15 protein-coding genes are annotated in these 18,038 nt (G+C 59.0%); 10 read left to right on the top strand and 5 right to left on the bottom strand.

All coding sequences use genetic code 11. The features are described 5' to 3' along the window. Positions 1 to 41 precede the first annotated feature (41 nt). From CAG02_RS20360 to CAG02_RS20340, 5 genes are all read left to right on the top strand, one after another. Positions 42 to 1,637 carry an ABC transporter substrate-binding protein gene (locus CAG02_RS20360; RefSeq protein ID WP_085711817.1) on the top strand — a complete coding sequence of 532 codons (1,596 nt, stop codon included), beginning with the start codon at positions 42 to 44 and terminating at the stop codon, positions 1,635 to 1,637. 73 nt (positions 1,638 to 1,710) lie between these two features. Next, a complete protein-coding gene (locus CAG02_RS20355) occupies positions 1,711 to 2,721 on the top strand; it encodes an ABC transporter permease subunit (RefSeq protein WP_085711818.1) in 1,011 nt (336 codons plus the stop codon). A gap of 11 nt (positions 2,722 to 2,732) precedes the next feature. Further along, the gene (locus tag CAG02_RS20350) at positions 2,733 to 3,659 is read left to right on the top strand and encodes an ABC transporter permease subunit (protein WP_085711819.1); all 927 of its coding nucleotides are present in this window, start codon (positions 2,733 to 2,735) and stop codon (positions 3,657 to 3,659) included. A gap of 10 nt (positions 3,660 to 3,669) precedes the next feature. Next, entirely contained in the window at positions 3,670 to 4,638 is a 969-nt protein-coding gene (locus CAG02_RS20345; protein WP_085711820.1) for an ABC transporter ATP-binding protein, read from the top strand. Then, positions 4,638 to 5,618, top strand: a complete 981-nt coding sequence (locus CAG02_RS20340; protein ID WP_085711821.1) for a peptide ABC transporter ATP-binding protein — start codon at positions 4,638 to 4,640, stop codon at positions 5,616 to 5,618. The genes CAG02_RS20345 and CAG02_RS20340 overlap by 1 nt, the downstream gene beginning before the upstream one ends. Before the next feature lie 105 nt (positions 5,619 to 5,723). On the opposite strand, the gene CAG02_RS20335 is transcribed toward CAG02_RS20340, so the two are convergent. The 3 genes from CAG02_RS20335 to CAG02_RS20325 all read right to left on the bottom strand — a co-directional run bounded on the left by CAG02_RS20335 (position 5,724) and on the right by CAG02_RS20325 (position 9,162). After that, positions 5,724 to 5,981, bottom strand: a complete 258-nt coding sequence (locus CAG02_RS20335; RefSeq protein ID WP_085711822.1) for a hypothetical protein — start codon at positions 5,979 to 5,981, stop codon at positions 5,724 to 5,726. A gap of 156 nt (positions 5,982 to 6,137) precedes the next feature. After that, on the bottom strand, positions 6,138 to 7,373 hold the full coding sequence (locus tag CAG02_RS20330) for an MFS transporter (protein WP_085711823.1): 1,236 nt from the start codon (positions 7,371 to 7,373) through the stop codon (positions 6,138 to 6,140). A 205-nt stretch (positions 7,374 to 7,578) separates the two neighbouring features. Next, positions 7,579 to 9,162 (bottom strand): peptide chain release factor 3, encoded by a 1,584-nt coding sequence (locus CAG02_RS20325; RefSeq protein ID WP_085608055.1) that lies wholly within the window; start codon positions 9,160 to 9,162, stop codon positions 7,579 to 7,581. Between the two features lie 357 nt (positions 9,163 to 9,519). Between CAG02_RS20325 and CAG02_RS20320 the strand changes: the two genes are divergently transcribed. The 5 genes from CAG02_RS20320 (at position 9,520) to CAG02_RS20300 (ending at position 14,698) form a co-directional block, all read left to right on the top strand. Then, the gene (locus tag CAG02_RS20320) at positions 9,520 to 10,209 is read left to right on the top strand and encodes an ABC transporter permease (RefSeq protein WP_170931630.1); all 690 of its coding nucleotides are present in this window, start codon (positions 9,520 to 9,522) and stop codon (positions 10,207 to 10,209) included. 21 nt (positions 10,210 to 10,230) lie between these two features. After that, positions 10,231 to 11,124: a glycine betaine ABC transporter substrate-binding protein gene (locus CAG02_RS20315; RefSeq protein WP_085711825.1), complete on the top strand. Its 894-nt coding sequence runs from the start codon at positions 10,231 to 10,233 to the stop codon at positions 11,122 to 11,124. Positions 11,125 to 11,137: 13 nt separating this feature from the next. After that, positions 11,138 to 11,791, top strand: coding sequence for an ABC transporter permease (locus CAG02_RS20310; RefSeq protein ID WP_007953690.1), 654 nt, complete (start codon positions 11,138 to 11,140; stop codon positions 11,789 to 11,791). Continuing rightward, positions 11,788 to 12,942: a betaine/proline/choline family ABC transporter ATP-binding protein gene (locus CAG02_RS20305; RefSeq protein ID WP_085685646.1), complete on the top strand. Its 1,155-nt coding sequence runs from the start codon at positions 11,788 to 11,790 to the stop codon at positions 12,940 to 12,942. The genes CAG02_RS20310 and CAG02_RS20305 overlap by 4 nt, the downstream gene beginning before the upstream one ends. A 592-nt stretch (positions 12,943 to 13,534) precedes the next feature. Then, complete coding sequence (locus CAG02_RS20300; RefSeq protein ID WP_039769212.1) at positions 13,535 to 14,698, top strand: type III PLP-dependent enzyme; 1,164 nt, start codon at positions 13,535 to 13,537, stop codon at positions 14,696 to 14,698. A gap of 44 nt (positions 14,699 to 14,742) precedes the next feature. Here CAG02_RS20300 and CAG02_RS20295 read toward each other — a convergent pair whose 3' ends face one another. Both CAG02_RS20295 and CAG02_RS20290 read right to left on the bottom strand, forming a co-directional pair. Next, the gene (locus CAG02_RS20295; RefSeq protein WP_085711826.1) at positions 14,743 to 15,654 is read right to left on the bottom strand and encodes a hypothetical protein; all 912 of its coding nucleotides are present in this window, start codon (positions 15,652 to 15,654) and stop codon (positions 14,743 to 14,745) included. A gap of 12 nt (positions 15,655 to 15,666) precedes the next feature. Then, positions 15,667 to 17,883, bottom strand: coding sequence for an alpha-xenorhabdolysin family binary toxin subunit A (locus tag CAG02_RS20290; protein ID WP_085711827.1), 2,217 nt, complete (start codon positions 17,881 to 17,883; stop codon positions 15,667 to 15,669). Between the last annotated feature and the right edge of the window lie 155 nt (positions 17,884 to 18,038).

Here is an 18,038-nt window from a genome sequence, read left to right as displayed (position 1 = left end):
CGTTCGGCTTTTTGTCTTCAACCGATTGCAGAGGGTTATCGATGAAAATGCTTCCCCTACGTGCGGCCGTCGCTGCCGCCCTGTTGAGCGCCGCCATCGGCGTCTCGGCCAAACCCTTGGTGGTCTGCACCGAAGCCAGTCCGGAAGGCTTCGATATGGTCCAGTACACGACTGCAGTCACTGCCGACGCGGTGGCCGAAACCATCTTCAACCGCCTGGCCGACTTCAAGCCCGGCACCACTGATGTGATCCCGGCGCTCGCCGAGTCCTGGGACATCAGCGACGACGGCCTGACCTACACGTTCCACCTGCGCAAAGGCGTCAAGTTTCACACCACCGAATATTTCAAGCCGACCCGCGACCTGAACGCCGACGACGTGGTCTGGAGCTTCCAGCGTCAGCTGGACCCGAATCACCCGTGGCACAAGCTGTCGAGCGTGGGCTTCCCGTACTTTGAAAGCATGGGCTTCAAGGAACTGCTCAAGAGCGTCGAGAAAGTCGACGACAACACCGTCAAGTTCACCTTGACCCGCCGCGAGGCGCCGTTCCTGGCCGACATCGCCATGGCGTTCTCCTCGATCTACCCGGCCGAATACGCCGACCAGTTGCTCAAGTCCGGCAAGACCGGCGACCTGAACAACAAGCCGGTCGGCACTGGCCCGTTCGTCTTCCAGCGCTACAACAAGGACGCCCAGGTTCGCTTCAAGGCCAACCCGGACTACTTCCGTGGCAAGCCGCCGGCCGATGCGTTGATCCTGGCCATCGCCACCGACAACAACGTGCGCCTGCAGAAGCTCAAGGCCAACGAGTGCCAGATCGCGCTGTATCCGAAGCCCGATGACATCCCGAGCATCAAGAAAGACGACAAGCTGAAAGTCGATGAAATGGACGCGATGACCGTTTCCTACATCGCCATGAACACCCAGCACAAATACATCAGCGACGTGCGGGTGCGTAAAGCGATCGACATCGCCTTCGACAAGGAAGCCTATGTCAACGCGCTGTTCGGCAAGGGCAACGCGACCGTGGCGGTCAACCCGTACCCGCCGACCCTGCTGGGCTACAACCACGAGCTGAAAAACCCGCCACGTGACCTCGATGCAGCGCGCAAACTGCTCAAGGAAGCCGGCGTGCCGGAAGGCACCGTGTTTACCCTGTTTACCCGCAACGGCGGCGGCCCGACCAACCCCAACCCGATGCTCGGCGCGCAAATGATGCAGGCTGACCTGGCGAAAGTCGGGATCAAGATCGACATCCGCGTGATGGAATGGGGCGAAATGCTCAAGCGCGCCAAGGCCGGCGAACACGATATGGTGTCGGCCGGATGGGCGGGCGACAACGGCGACCCGGATAACTTCCTGACGCCTATGCTCAGTTGCGAGGCCGCCAAGAACGGCGAAAACTACGCTCGCTGGTGCAACGAGAAATTCCAGACCCTGCTCGACGAAGCACGGGCTAAAGTAGATCCGGCCGAACGCGCCAAACTGTACGAAGAAGCCCAGGCCATCTTCAATCAGGACCAACCGTGGATCAGCATGGCCCACACCCGGATGTTCACCGCAATGCGCAACAACGTAGAGGGTTATCACATCAGCCCTCTCACAACCAATAACTTCGCCACCACCCAGGTGAAGTAGATAAGAAACTCCCGGCCTCCCTGACCCCAGGGTCGCCGGGCACGCCTAACCGGCTGATGAGGTACCACACAAGATGTTTAGTTTTATTGCCCGCCGACTGGGGTTGTTGATCCCCACGTTTTTCGGCATCACCTTGCTGACTTTCGCGTTGATTCGCATGATTCCCGGCGACCCCGTGGAAGTGATGATGGGCGAACGTCGGGTCGACCCCGAAATGCACGCTCAGGCAATGGAACGCCTCGGTCTGAACAAACCGCTGTACGCCCAGTACCTGGACTACATCGGCAAACTGGCCCACGGCGATCTCGGCGAATCCCTGCGCACCCGTGAGAGCGTATGGACCGAGTTCACCTCCCTCTTCCCGGCGACCCTGGAACTGTCCATGGCCGCCCTGTTGTTCGCCGGCATCCTGGGCCTTCTGGCCGGGGTGATCGCGGCCCTCAAGCGAGGATCCCTGTTCGACCACGGGGTGATGGGCATCTCCCTGGCGGGGTATTCGATGCCGATTTTCTGGTGGGGCCTGATCCTCATCATGTTCTTCTCCGTGAGCCTGGGCTGGACCCCGGTTTCCGGGCGGATCGACCTGCTCTATGACATCGAGCCACGCACCGGTTTCATGCTGATCGACACCCTGCTGGCCAATGACACCGGCGCTTTCCTGGATGCGCTGCATCACCTGATCCTGCCGGCCATCGTCCTCGGCACCATTCCGCTGGCGGTGATCGCGCGGATGACCCGTTCGTCGATGCTCGAAGTGCTGCGTGAAGACTACATCCGTACCGCCAAGGCCAAAGGCCTGTCGCCGTCGCGCGTGGTGTTCGTGCACGGTCTGCGCAACGCGCTGATCCCGGTGCTGACCGTGGTCGGCCTGCAAGTCGGCACCCTGCTGGCCGGTGCAGTACTGACCGAGACCATCTTCTCGTGGCCCGGCATCGGCAAATGGCTGATCGAAGCCATCGGCGCCCGGGACTATCCGGTCGTGCAGAACGGCATTCTGTTGATCGCCTGCCTGGTGATCCTGGTCAACTTCGTGGTGGACATCCTCTACGGCTTTGCCAACCCACGCATCCGTCATCAGCGCTGAGGTCAATACCCATGAGCACTCCAACATCCTCAGTAGTCACCGCTGCACCTGGCGCGGATCAAAGTCTGCTGTACCCGTCGCCGTACAAAGAATTCTGGCAAGCCTTCGCGAAAAACAAGGGCGCCGTTGCCGGCCTGCTGTTCATGCTGCTGGTGATTTTCTGCGCGATCTTCGCGCCGTGGGTCGCCCCGCATAACCCGAGCGAGCAATACCGTGACTTCCTGCTGACGCCACCGGCGTGGCTCGAAGGCGGGCAGATGCAATTCCTGCTCGGCACCGATGAACTGGGTCGCGACCTGCTGTCGCGTCTGATCCAGGGTTCGCGCCTGTCGCTGCTGATCGGTCTGTCGTCGGTGGTGATGTCGCTGATTCCGGGGATCCTGCTGGGTCTGTTCGCCGGTTTCTTCCCGAAAGTGGTCGGCCCGACCATCATGCGTCTGATGGACATCATGCTGGCCCTGCCGTCGCTGCTGCTGGCCGTGGCGATCGTCGCCATCCTCGGCCCTGGCCTGATCAACACCGTGATTGCGATTGCCGTGGTTTCGCTGCCGTCCTACGTGCGTCTGACCCGTGCAGCGGTGATGGGCGAACTGAACCGCGACTACGTGACCGCTGCGCGCCTGGCCGGTGCCGGCCTGCCGCGCCTGATGTTCATCACCGTGCTGCCGAACTGCATGGCACCGCTGATCGTCCAGGCGACCCTGAGCTTCTCTTCGGCGATCCTCGATGCCGCCGCCCTGGGCTTCCTCGGCCTCGGCGTCCAGCCGCCAACCCCTGAGTGGGGCACCATGCTGGCCTCGGCCCGCGACTACATCGAACGTGCCTGGTGGGTCGTGAGTCTGCCTGGTCTGACCATTTTGCTCAGCGTGCTGGCAATCAACTTGATGGGCGACGGCCTGCGCGATGCGCTGGACCCGAAACTCAAGAACGCCGCCTGAGGAGATTCCCATGTCACTGCTAGAAATCAAGAATCTCAACGTTCGCTTCGGCGACAAGAACGCCACTCCGGTGGTCGACGGCCTCGATCTCAAGGTCGACAAGGGCGAAGTGCTGGCCATCGTCGGCGAATCGGGTTCCGGCAAGTCCGTGACCATGATGGCGCTGATGGGCCTGATCGAGCACCCGGGGATCGTCACCGCCGACTCTCTGAGCTTCGACGGCAAGGACATGCTCAAACTGAGCAATCGCCAGCGTCGGCAGATCGTCGGTAAAGACCTGTCCATGGTGTTCCAGGACCCGATGACCGCGCTGAACCCGAGCTACACCGTCGGTTTCCAGATCGAGGAAGTGCTGCGCCTGCACCTGAAAATGTCCGGCAAGGCCGCCCGCAAACGCGCCATCGAACTGCTGGAAAAGGTTGAAATCCCCGGCGCTTCAAGCCGCATGGACGCCTATCCGCACCAACTGTCCGGCGGCATGAGTCAGCGTGTGGCGATTGCCATGGCGATTGCCGGCGAGCCGAAACTGCTGATCGCCGACGAGCCGACCACCGCACTCGACGTAACGATCCAGGCGCAGATCATGGACCTGCTGCTGGCGTTGCAGAAAGAGCAGAACATGGGCCTGGTGCTGATCACCCACGACCTCGCCGTGGTGGCCGAAACCGCCCAGCGCGTCTGTGTGATGTACGCAGGTCAAGCCGTTGAAGTCGGTCAGGTGCCGCAACTGTTCGACATCCCGGCCCACCCCTACAGCGAAGCGCTGCTCAAGGCGATTCCGGAACACAGCCAGGGTGCCGAGCGTCTGGCGACCCTGCCGGGCATCGTTCCCGGCCGTTACGACCGTCCGCAAGGCTGCCTGCTGTCGCCGCGCTGCCCGTACGTGCAGGACAGCTGCCGCGCGCAGCGTCCGACCCTTGATCCGAAAAGCCACAGCCTCGCCCGCTGCTTCTACCCGTTGAACCAGGAGGTGGCGTAATGGCCGTCGTACTTACCGCCCGCGACCTGACCCGTCACTACGAAGTCTCCCGTGGCCTGTTCAAGGGCCATGCGACCGTACGCGCCCTCAACGGTGTGTCGTTCGAGCTGGAGGCCGGCAAGACCCTCGCCGTCGTGGGCGAATCGGGCTGCGGCAAATCCACCCTGGCCCGTGCCCTGACCCTGATCGAGGAGCCGTCGTCCGGTTCCCTGAAAATCGCCGGACAAGAAGTGGCCGGCGCCGACAAGGCCCAGCGCAAGCAACTGCGCAAAGACGTGCAGATGGTGTTCCAGAGCCCGTACGCGTCGTTGAACCCTCGGCAGAAGATCGGTGATCAACTGGCCGAGCCGCTGCTGATCAACACCAACCTGTCGGCCGCCGAACGTCGCGAACGCGTCCAGGCGATGATGAAGCAGGTCGGTTTGCGTCCCGAGCACTACCAGCGTTATCCGCACATGTTCTCCGGCGGCCAGCGTCAGCGTATTGCGCTGGCCCGGGCGATGATGCTGCAACCGAAAGTGCTGGTGGCGGACGAACCGACTTCGGCACTGGACGTGTCGATCCAGGCGCAGGTGCTGAACCTGTTCATGGACATGCAGCAGGAGTTCAACACCGGTTACGTGTTCATCTCGCACAACCTGGCGGTGGTGCAGCACGTGGCCGATGAAGTGATGGTGATGTACCTCGGGCGCCCGGTGGAAATCGGTCCGAAGCACGACATCTATGCCCGTCCGCTGCACCCGTACACTCAGGCGCTGCTGTCGGCGACTCCGACCATCCACCCGGATCCGGACAAGCCGAAGATCAAGATCGTCGGCGAGCTGCCCAACCCGCTGAACCCGCCACCGGGCTGCGCGTTCCACAAGCGCTGCCCGTACGCGACCGAACGTTGCAGCGCGGAAGAGCCGGCTCTGCGCCAGCTCGACACGCGTCAGGTAGCGTGCCACTACGCCGAGCAGTTCCTCGACGGCGCGGCATAAAAAACCCGCCCTGTTGCCGGGGCGGGTCGTTAAAGCGTTGACCAAACCTCTTCTTTCTCGATTGCGCATCAGTCGCGGAAGAAGAGGTTTTCTTTTGTCTGCGATCTATGTCTGGCTGTCGCCATCGTCCGGATCATCGGTGTCCGGCTCGTCGGTGGTCGAGTCGTCATCGTCCTTGCTGCCACCCTGGTCCTGATCACCGGGTTCGGATTCGGACTTGGCGAGCATGATCACACCCGCGTGCCCCTGGGCCGCATTGAAGCCCTGTGCGGGCGCCGCGCTGCTCGCCCACGCCGCCGTGGTGCCAAGCGTCAGCATCACCAAAACCTTAAGCAACAACACTATGCGTTGAAAAATGCTCATAAGCGTTTCCATCCTTTCGTGGTTGAAGCCAGAGTGCCGGTCCGGCGCTGAATAAAATCTAGTTCCGATCAGCCGGGTTCACCAGATAGGACGCTAACCAATGCCCGGAAATGCCATGGCTGGACAGACCGCTTTCGAATAACCCCCATAACCGGATCAGCTAAGCGAGGCGGCCTTGCGGGTTTGCACGGGCTGGCCGGCCGAGACGCGCAAACGGGTCGCCAGACAAACCAGCGGGACCGACAGCAGTGCCAGTGCCGCACTGGCCACCCAGACGCTGTGCCCTCCGAATTGCCCGTAAAGCTGTCCGCTGAGCACCGGCGACAGCAGCGCACTCGCGCTCCAGGCCATGAAGAACAGACCGAAGTACTGGCCGCTTTTGCCGCGTTGCGCATGCTGCATGACCAGCACATTCAGCGGCGGCATGAACAGCGCCTCCCCCAGCGTCCAGACCACCGTCGACAGGCAGGCATAAATCAGCCCGGAACCCAGTGGCAGCATGCCGAGCCCGAGCGCCAGCAGCACGCAACCGGCGATCAAGGGCCGACGCGAGCCCCACCGTTCGCCCCAATGCGAGATTGGAATCTGCAACGCCACGACAAGGACCGCGTTGATCGCGAACTGCCAGCCGATGGCCTCGGTACTCAAGCGATAGTAGTCGCGCAGATAGTTGCCGAGGGTGCTGTAAACGGTGTCGAACGCCATGCCGAGCAGGACGGTCGCCGCCAGCAGCCAGAGAAACGGTTTGTCGCGATATGGCAGACCGGAGCCGGCCTGCGCCTCTGGCGTTTCGTCCGGGATCAGCACTGCTCGCCGCCAGGTCGTGCGGACGAACCAGAGCAACGCGACCAGCGTCAGCGCCGCACTGATGAAGAACACCCAGCGAAAATCCGTCTGCGCCAGAACACCGCCCGCGATACCGGCAGCGGCCATCCCGAGATTTCGCGCAATACGACTCAGGGCCTGCGCGCGCGGGCGCTGTGCAACCTCGCAATATTCCATGATCAAGCGTTGATGCAGCGTCCGGATCGCGCCGTCGATCGTACCGCTGAGCAACAGCAAGCCGGCCAGCAACCACATCTGCGTCACCAGCCCGAGCCCGAGCAGCACCCAGGCTGAAATGAAGAACAGCGCGGCCGTCAGCCGCGCGGTGCGGATATGATCGCTGAGCAAACCGCCCAGCATCGAACCGATCAACAACCCGCCGCCATACGCCGCCAACAGCCAGCCAACCGTCTCGATGGCGAAGCCCAGCTCCTGACGCAGATACAACGCCATGAACAGCTTGACCATGCTGCTCAGGCGATTGATGAACAACAGCGCCGCAAGTACCCAGGCCATCGTGGAGAAGTAACCATCGAATCGCAGCAAATGAATGAGCCGACCGGTCATTCCGTTGATCCTTCAGAAAGCTCGCTTTTGGCCTTGAACACTAGACCTCGTCGCCCGGATTGTCGCGGCTAAAAACGCCGCTGCGGTAAAAGCAGACACAAACCACAAGCGTTCGGGAAAGAACCTACAACGACTGTCACCACCGCCCGGGCAATAAAAAGCCCCGAGGCTCGCGCCTCAGGGCTCTGGATGTTGCAGTCAGCGCTTAGTGATGCTCACGGGTCGCACGGAATTTCACGTCCGGCCAGCGCTCTTCCATCAGGGCCAGGTTGACCCGGGTCGGGGCGAGGTAGGTCAGGTGACCGCCGCCGTCCAGCGCGAGGTTTTCCACAGCCTTGTTGGAGAATTCCTCAAGTTTCTTCTTGTCGCTGCATTCGATCCAGCGCGCGGAGTACACGGTGATCGGCTCGTAGGAGCACTCGACCTTGTATTCCTCTTTCAGGCGGCTGGCGACCACATCGAACTGCAGCACACCGACGGCGCCGAGGATGATGTCGTTGCTGCGCTCCGGGAAGAACACCTGGGTCGCGCCTTCTTCGGCCAGCTGTTGCAGGCCCTGGCGCAGCTGCTTGGATTTCAGCGGATCGCGCAGGCGTACGCGGCGGAACAGTTCCGGGGCGAAGTGCGGGATGCCGGTGAAGCCCAGGGTTTCGCCTTCGCTGAAGGTGTCGCCGATCTGGATCGTGCCGTGGTTGTGCAGACCGATGATGTCGCCGGCGTACGCTTCTTCCAGCTGTTCACGCTCAGAGGAGAAGAACGTCAGGGCATCGCCGATGCGTACGTCCTTGCCGGTGCGCACGTGGCGCATCTTCATGCCTTTCTCGTACTTGCCGGAGCAGATACGCATGAAGGCGATGCGGTCGCGGTGTTTCGGGTCCATGTTCGCCTGGATCTTGAAGATGAAGCCCGAGAACTTCTCTTCCACCGGCTCCACGGTGCGCTCGTTGGCCACCCGTGGCAGCGGACGTGGCGCCCAGTCGACCACGGCGTCGAGGACGTGATCGACACCGAAGTTGCCCAGTGCGGTACCGAAGAACACCGGGGTCAACTGGCCGTCGATGAACTCCTGCTGGTTGAACTCGTGGCAGGCGCCCTGCACCAGTTCCAGCTGCTCGAGGAAGCGGTCGTACTCGTCACCCAGGTGGGCGCGGGCTTCGTCGGAGTCGAGCTTTTCGATGATCTTGGTTTCGGTACGTTCGTGACCGTGGCCGGCGGTGTAGACAATGATGTAGTCGTCCGCCAGGTGGTACACGCCCTTGAAGTCGCGGTAGCAACCGATCGGCCAGGTGATCGGCGCGGCCTTGATCTTCAGGACGGCTTCGATTTCGTCGAGCAGTTCGATCGGGTCGCGGATGTCACGGTCGAGTTTGTTGATGAAGCTGACGATCGGCGTGTCACGCAGACGGCAGACATCCATCAGGGCGATGGTACGTGGCTCTACACCTTTACCGCCGTCGAGGACCATCAGGGCCGAGTCCACCGCGGTCAGGGTGCGGTAGGTGTCTTCGGAGAAGTCTTCGTGGCCCGGGGTGTCGAGCAGGTTGATCATGTGTTCGCGATACGGGAACTGCATGACCGACGTGGTAATGGAAATACCCCGCTGTTTCTCCATCTCCATCCAGTCGGATGTCGCATGGCGATCGGATTTACGGGATTTCACCGTACCGGCCACTGCAATCGCCTTGCCCATCAACAGGAGCTTTTCGGTGATCGTGGTTTTACCGGCATCGGGGTGGGAAATAATGGCGAAAGTGCGGCGTTTCGCGACTTCGGCGGCCTGTCTGGTCATGGGAAATCGCCTGGCGGTGATTCAAAAAAGGGCCGCGATTATAGCCCAAGTCAAGACAATAACCGAACCGTTGAGCACATTAAGGGTGGCCAAATGCTGCCTCAGATGGGAACCTTTTAAAGCACGGAGACGTCCATCCCCTGTTACGACTTTTCGTCAGGGGCTGAAAAATCAGCAAGTTAGCCTGACGAGGCTGCGCTCATGGCTCGCTTTCAGACCGCTTTTGGCCGGTGCTGGGGGAGCTGCTTCTCGCGAACGTTCACTCCCGGCAGCCAGGCATGGCATGCCACTCGGGACAGCGTCCGCCGACTATAAAAAAGGAGTCCGCCTGTGGCTATCCGCTATGGCAAAGGGCTGATGGGAGGTGCGGTGGTGATCGCGCTCCTGGCCCTGCTGGTCCACTGGATCGGCATCAACACGATCGAACACTACCGCGACGATTTGTTGTTTTACCTGCAAGCTCATCTGATTCTCGTCCTCGCTTCAATGCTGGCCGCCCTTGTCGTGGGCATCCCCGCCGGTATCTTCCTGAGCCGCCCGACCATGGTCGGCCGCGCCGAACGCTTCATGCAGATCTTCAACATCGGTAACACCGTGCCACCGCTGGCCGTACTGGCGATTGCCCTGGGGATACTCGGCATCGGCAGTGGTCCGGCGATCTTCGCTTTATTCCTCGCCTCGCTCTTGCCGATTGTGCGCAACACCTACGAAGGCTTGAAAAACGTCCAGGGCTCGCTGAAAGAAGCCGCCACCGGCATCGGCATGACCCCGCGCCAGGTGTTGTGGCAGGTCGAATTGCCCAATGCCGTGCCGATCATCGTCGGCGGTGTGCGGGTGGCTCTGGCGATCAACGTAGGGACTGCGCCGCTGGCGTTCCTGATCGGTGCCAACAGCCTCGGCAGCCTGATTTTCCCCGGCATCGCCCTGAACAATCAGCCGCAACTGCTGCTCGGCGCCGCGTGCACCGCACTGCTGGCCCTGCTGCTCGATGGCGTGGTCACCCTCGCCAGCCGTCTCTGGCTGGAACGCGGTTTGCGCCCGTCTTAAGGCTTCGGCAAAGGAATATTCATGAAACGACTTAGCTTGATTCTGGGCTGCGCCCTGCTGTTCGCAGGATTTGCCCAGGCGGCGGAAAAGCCGCTCATTCGCCTCGGCGCCCGAGTATTTACCGAACAAACCCTGCTCGCGGAAATCACCGCGCAATACCTGCGCAGCAAAGGCTATGACGCGCAGATCACCGGCGGTCTGGGCAGCAATCTGGCCCGCAGCGCCCACGAAAGCGGGCAACTGGACATGCTCTGGGAATACACCGGCGTATCGCTGGTGGCCTACAACCATGTCACCGAAAAACTCGACAGCGAACAGTCCTACGCCCGTGTGAAAGAACTCGACGCAAAAAAAGGCCTGGTCTGGCTGACACCGTCGAAATTCAGTAACACCTACGCCCTAGCCCTGCCAAAAAAAGTGGCCGAGGAATATCCGCAGATCAGCAACATCAGCCAGCTGAACGACGTGCTGAAGTCTGAAGCCAAGAGCAATCATCTGGTGGCGCTGGACACAGAGTTCGCCAACCGCTCCGACGGTCTGGACGGCATGGTCAAGCTCTACGACATGAACCTGACCCGCCAGAACATCCGGCAGATGGACGCTGGGCTGGTCTACACCGCACTGCGCAACGGCCAGGTGTTTGCCGGTCTGGTCTACACCACCGACGGCCGCCTCAATGCTTTCGGCCTGAAGCTGCTGGAAGACGACAAGCATTACTTCCCGGACTACACCGCAGCGCCGGTCGTTCGTCAGGCCTACCTCGACGCCCATCCAAAATTGGCTGAGCAACTCAAACCGCTGGCCGAGCTGTTCGACGACGAAACCATGCGTCAGCTCAACGCGCGGGTCGATGTCGATCACGAAAGTCCGTCGAAAGTCGCTGCCGATTTCCTGCGCCAGCACCCACTGAACTGAAGGAGGAAAAGTCATGGAATTTTTGAACGCCTTTTCCCACCTCGACTGGCAGCAGGTGATGCACCTGACCTGGCAGCACATCACCCTGGTCGGCATCGCCGTCAGCCTGGCGATTCTTATCGGCGTGCCGCTGGGCATCCTGATGACGCGTTTCCCGAGCCTCGCCGGCCCGCTGCAGGCCAGCGCGACGGTGCTGCTGACCGTGCCGTCGATTGCGTTGTTCGGCCTGCTGCTGCCGTTCTACTCGAAGTTCGGCCAAGGCCTCGGCCCGATGCCGGCGATCACCGCCGTGTTCCTCTATTCACTGTTGCCGATCATGCGCAACACCTACCTCGCCCTGACCGGCGTAGAGCCGGGCATTCGCGAAGCCGCACGGGGCATCGGCATGACCTTCGGCCAACGCCTGCGCATGGTCGAGTTGCCGATCGCAGTGCCGGTGATCCTCGCCGGCGTGCGCACCGCCGTGGTGATGAACATCGGCGTGATGACCATTGCCGCAACCATCGGTGCCGGCGGCCTCGGCGTGCTGATCCTCGCCTCCATCAGCCGCAGTGACATGTCGATGCTGATCGTCGGCGCGCTGCTGGTCAGTCTTCTGGCGATCTTCGCCGACCTCATTTTGCAGTGGCTGCAACGTTCGCTGACTCCAAAAGGACTCCTCAAATGATCGAACTTCAAAACCTCAGCAAGACCTTCCAAAGCAACGGCAAAGATGTGAAAGCCGTGGACTCGGTGAGCCTGACCGTCAATGAAGGCGAAATCTGCGTGTTCCTCGGGCCATCGGGTTGCGGCAAAAGCACCACGCTGAAAATGATCAACCGCCTGATCAAACCCACCTCGGGCAAGATCCTGATCAACGGCGAAGACACCACCGACCTCGACGAAGTGACCCTGCGCCGCAACATCGGCTACGTGATCCAGCAGATCGGTCTGTTCCCGAACATGACCATCGAAGAAAACATCGTCGTCGTACCGAAACTGCTCGGCTGGGACAAACAGAAATGCCACGACCGCGCCCGCGAACTGATGAGCATGATCAAGCTTGAGCCCAAGCAATATCTGCATCGCTATCCCCGTGAACTTTCCGGCGGCCAGCAGCAACGGATCGGCGTGATCCGCGCACTGGCGGCGGATGCACCACTGTTGCTGATGGACGAACCGTTCGGTGCGGTGGATCCGATCAACCGCGAGATGATCCAGAACGAGTTCTTCGAGATGCAGCGGGCGCTGAACAAGACCGTGATCATGGTCAGCCATGACATCGATGAGGCGATCAAGCTCGGTGACAAGATCGCCATCTTCCGCGCCGGCAAGCTGTTGCAGATCGATCATCCGGACACCCTGCTCGCCCATCCGGCGGACGACTTTGTCAGCAACTTCGTCGGCCAGGACAGCACCCTCAAGCGTCTGCTGCTGGTGAAGGCGGAAGACGCAGCGGACAACGCTCCATCGGTGAGCCCGGAAACTCCGGTGGCCGATGCGCTGGAATTGATGGACGAGCATGACCGTCGCTACGTGGTGGTCACCTGCGCAGAGAACAAGGCACTGGGTTATGTGCGACGTCGCGACCTGCATCGTCAGACCGGTACGTGCGCGCAGTTCCTGCGTGAGTTCAACGCCACGGCTGCGTACGACGAGCATTTGCGCATCCTGTTGTCGCGCATGTACGAATTCAATCGGGCGTGGCTGCCGGTGATGGATGCCGAGCGAGTGTTCCTTGGCGAGGTTACCCAGGAGTCGATTGCGGCGTACCTGAGTTCGGGTCGTTCGCGCGGAATGAAGACCAATATCGTGTCGCCGGCCGAAGCGGTGGCCTGATCAAAAGCAAAAGGGCTGTTCGACAGCCCTTTTTTTCGACCGCCGGATCCTCAAGGCCGGGATTTTTTCGCCGACGATGGGCCGGCAAGAAATATCAACACACCAGAGCGCCGAACCCAGCCGATTTTTTCAGCCTCAACCAGCAAATCCCCCCTCACCGGCCCTTCTCGCCGCCAACGTCGCCGATGTTGAAGTGATCATAGTTATCCATGAATTGGCACGCATCAGCATCGAACGTGCAGGTATTTTTAACACCTTAAAATTATTGCGGAACATCTGACCGTCATCTCGGTCGGCTACAAAGAGTGATATCCGCGACGCACGTCAGAAGCGTGCAAAAACGCGACATTTTTAGTTGATCTCAGGCCCCTCACGCCCTAAAGTTCGCGCCGAACGTCCATGCTGGAAACGATCCATCCGGCTCAAGTACTGACGACGAGACAGCAAGGCCAAGGGAAAGAAAGACTACATTTCCCATGGCCTTTTTGCTTTCGGCGACATGCCTTGGGAAGTAGGCGAACCAAAGTGGGGATACGGAGGACGTTCATTTGCACCCATTGATAATTTTAGTTTGCCAGTAGGAGTTCCCAGCATGTCGATCCAGGTCGAAGACTATTTCGCGCGCGAAACCTTTCAGAAAATGAAGGCGTTCGCCGACAAACAGGAAACCCCGTTCGTGGTGATCGACACCGCGATGATCGCCCAGGCCTACGATGACCTGCGCGCCGGTTTCGAATTCGCCAAGGTCTACTACGCGGTCAAGGCCAACCCGGCCGTCGAGATCATCGACCTGCTCAAAGAGAAAGGCTCGAGCTTCGACATCGCCTCGATCTATGAGCTGGACAAAGTGCTGAGCCGTGGCGTCAGCCCGGACCAGATCAGCTACGGCAACACCATCAAGAAATCCAAGGACATCCGCTACTTCTATGAGAAGGGCGTGCGTCTGTTCGCCACCGACTCCGAAGCCGACCTGCGTAACATCGCCAAGGCTGCACCGGGCGCCAAAGTCTATGTGCGTATCCTGACCGAAGGCTCGACCACGGCCGACTGGCCGCTGTCGCGCAAATTCGGCTGCCAGACCGACATGGCCATGGACCTGCTGATCCTCGCCCGCGACCTGGGTCTGGTGCCGTACGGCATCTCGTTCCACGTCGGTTCGCAACAGCGTGACATCAGCGTCTGGGACGCGGCGATCGCCAAGGTCAAAGTGATCTTCGAACGCCTGAAGGAAGAAGACGGCATCCACCTCAAGCTGATCAACATGGGCGGTGGTTTCCCGGCCAACTACATCACCCGCACCAACAGCCTGGAAACCTACGCCGAAGAAATCATCCGCTTCCTGAAGGAAGACTTCGGTGATGACCTGCCGGAAATCATCCTGGAGCCGGGCCGTTCGCTGATTGCCAACGCCGGTATCCTGGTCAGCGAAGTGGTGCTGGTTGCGCGTAAATCCCGTACAGCCGTCGAGCGTTGGGTCTACACCGATGTGGGCAAGTTCTCCGGTCTGATCGAAACCATGGACGAAGCCATCAAGTTCCCGATCTGGACCGAGAAGAAAGGCGAGATGGAAGAAGTCGTCATCGCCGGCCCGACCTGCGACAGCGCCGACATCATGTACGAAAACTACAAGTACGGCCTGCCGCTGAACCTGGCGATTGGTGATCGCCTGTACTGGCTGTCGACCGGTGCGTACACCACCAGTTACAGCGCCGTAGAGTTCAATGGCTTTCCGCCGCTGAAGTCGTTTTACGTGTAAATGACGCTTTAACTGAAAAGGCCCATGCTTGCATGGGCCTTTTTTTATTTACGCAGCCATGTCTCTAGATGATTGATCATAGACATGAACTCGTCAGCACCCTCCTTCGTGGCGGCGAGCTGGAAGTTCAACTCTCCGAGTTTCGTTACGCGTTCTGCTCTTAACAGCTCATAAAATACCGTGTCGATGCGCAATCCTGTTTCCTCCAGAAACACACTGATTTGCGAACTTACGGAAGCCAGGCCGCCGAACAACGCGGCAATATCGGCTTTGTATTCTGCGGCCCTGACGAGTGAATCCGTTGAAGACCAAGCGAAGTCCCAAACCGGCGTCGTGCGAGCTTCGCGGAATAACTCCTCGACCAGTGCCGGCTGGGTATGACACTGGCACGAGCGATGATCCATCGCCCTGACAAACACCGACTTGAGTCCGAACGACTCGTCATGCACCTCGGCGATGGTGTATTTCAGTTGGCGTATCGCTGCCCTCAACGATGAAAAACGAAGCGCCAGTTCGTGAACGAGGTCCGGGACATCGGTAGGGGGAAACAACCTCCAGGTCGGCGACCTGGATAAGCTGTACAACTTGAAATCCACCTGGCTGAGGGGCTCGTTCCTTGAAGTATTGCGGGTAATTTCCAGCGTTTCGGTAGTGAACGCAGCTAGATCCGCAACGTAATTACTGCACAGGCGCCGAGCCTCTTCGGTGCGCTGCCAGAACTCCTGCAAGTAGCGTGCATTGAAGCTGGCGTTGTTCAAACGCGAATCGCTGGCCAGTACCGCCAGTTGATGACCGCTGGCTCTGCGGCGCTCAAACACCAAAGGAATGTTGTTGAAGGTTGGGTGAAGAGAACCGAGGAAACTTGTGTATCGATCCAGCACGCGTCGCTGCGTTGTGGAGAATTCATAGGCAAGTGTTTTCATGAATGACAGGGAAGCGGCGGGCAGGTCGCCCACCGCCTCGACTCCTTACTGCTGAACAGTTTTCAGGTACTGCCTGACGTCGGCAATCCGGGTGAGTGCGGCAACCGTCCGTTGCTCGGCAGGCTGCGACTTGTCCTGTTTGAAGTCTCGGGCGAAGGACTCGAATACGGCCACCAGATTCGAATACTCATTCACGTAACTCCAGCGCTCTTCGTCCAACTGGTCGAGGACTTGCACCAGCTGAATCTTTCCATCGATCTGGTAGATATCGTTGACGTGCTTCTTCAACTGCCCCCTCAAATCAGCCGCCTTATCCTTGAGCTGGTTGTAACCCGCCAGCATGTTCAGATAAGAAATGGCCTCGCCGATACCCGCGATCATTTTTTTCAAGGTATCAATGGCAAGCAGTGCAATCTGAACCTGCGGTGGCGCCAGCCCCAGTGCTTTCAGGTTATCCAGCGTCAATCGGGCTTCCTGACCGATTTTCTCCACCCCGGCTTTCGCGATCAGCTCGAGCGCTTCAGACACCGATTTCATCTGCTTTTCGAAATCGGCGATTTTTTCTTCCGACTTGACCTTCAATGCCTCCGCGAACGCACGGTCCTGCTGTAGCTCCACAATCCATTTCGCCGAAGCCGATCGGTCATAAGCCGTACTCAAGCCGTTGTGCGTCATTTTCAAATCGTTCGCGTGCTCGGAGACTTTCATCGATACATTCTTGAGCTCGATTTCCATTTCTTCGCGGATTTCATCCGCGTCTTCCGGGTAATCAATCAGTTCGCTCTGAGCTGTCTTCAGCTTATTCTGCGCACGCTCCAGACTGATCCCGGTTACCTGGGCATGGTTACGGAGCCCGAATGTGGCGTTCTGGATAGCCATCGTCAGCCCGTTCATTGTGCGAACGGTGCCCGGCAGATAATCGAACTGCTCACCCAACATTTGCGCAGTGACATTACTGGTCTGAACAGCCGCCGCGTGGGCACGCAAGGCTGCGGCGTCAAAATCCGAATTAACGGAACTATTTAGCGAAAACAGCACTGCTTTACTCCCGAACATTGTGAAACTGCTTCCATACTCTTTATCTGCCGCAGCAAAGACGCCCAACAGCTGATCGGAACTTACTTTTATCTGTTCCCACGGATCAATGATTCCAATAATCTGGTTCTTGAACTTCCTCAAGGAAGTTGCTTCCTGGAGCAAGTCAACTTCTTTGACCGACGCATTGATATAGGTACTCAGCGCATTCCATACCAGCATCAGGTTTTGCGTGGCAACTTCAGCCTCTATCGCTACATAACTCAGGTTCTGCAAGTCGTCGCGAATCTTGTTCAGGGAACTCAGTGTCTGATTTTTGCTGGCCATCAGCTGGTTGGAGGCCAGTTGCTCTGCCTTACGCAGGTTTCGCTCCTTGCGGATCTTTTCGGCCTTGACGCCCTGATAGATGCCAAGAATCAAACCACCGATATTCAGCGTCGCTGCGGACCTGATCGCTTCCTGAACCAACTGATCATATTGTTTGTTCAGTTCATCGATTTCTTTCGAACGCTGATCGATCTCGTCCTGAAGAACCTGAATGTCCGCCTGATAAGTATTGCGAGACACAAACTCCAGTCGCAACCTGATCTCCGGCAGCACGATCTCGCGCATGTCTGCGCCAAAGCTGTCCAGTTCGGACCTGACATGCTCGGCCTTCCCGTGGCACTGCATGACTTTGGCCAGCATGTCATTAAGGTAGGCCTTGATTTCCGGAACATCACTGGACGGCAAGCCGAGGTCTGGAAGACCCGGAATCGTGCGTTTCAGCTCCAGATACTCTTCCGGCGTATTGATATCGTATTCCTCCAGATACCTGGAGGCTTTCAGGTCTTCGTAGATCTCAACGATCCCTTTACCCGTGCGAATAATGCTGCCGGCAAAAATCTTCAGATCAGTACCGGTGAGCATGATTTTTTCACGCAACGGCGACCAGCGTTTCGCATGGTCGTAGGTGTAGGTGAATGTCCGCAGAAAGTCTGCTGCCTTGAGACCAACGCCCCCTGTATCCCCGGCGCCATAGTTCAGATAGGCAACGACGTCCGCCAGCCGAACGGGAAGCGACAGCCCCAGCACTTCATACTTGCGCAGGCTGATAATCTGTTCTTTGGTTAATTGAATACCGGTTTCCCGATTGTACTCTTCACCCTCGCCGAGCGAAGCACTTACAAACATTCGAGGTGCTTTTGCAGCGGCCTCGACAATCTTGTTGTCCATCTTGAATTCCATAAGAGACTCCTTGTCTTCTTCGGATATTTAATAAAAGTCATATCGGGTACTCGACACCATCAAGCGAGTCATTCCAGCTTGAGCATCGATATCGCAAAACAACCTTAGGACAGCAAGATAACAACCAACAAGATCTTAAATATTAGAATTCGAGA

This window comes from Pseudomonas sp. R43(2017) (assembly GCF_002112345.1).
GTDB classification, from domain to species: Bacteria; Pseudomonadota; Gammaproteobacteria; order Pseudomonadales; family Pseudomonadaceae; genus Aquipseudomonas; species Aquipseudomonas kribbensis.
Note: the sequence above shows the minus strand (reverse complement) of the source record. Positions and strands in the feature narration are given on the sequence as shown.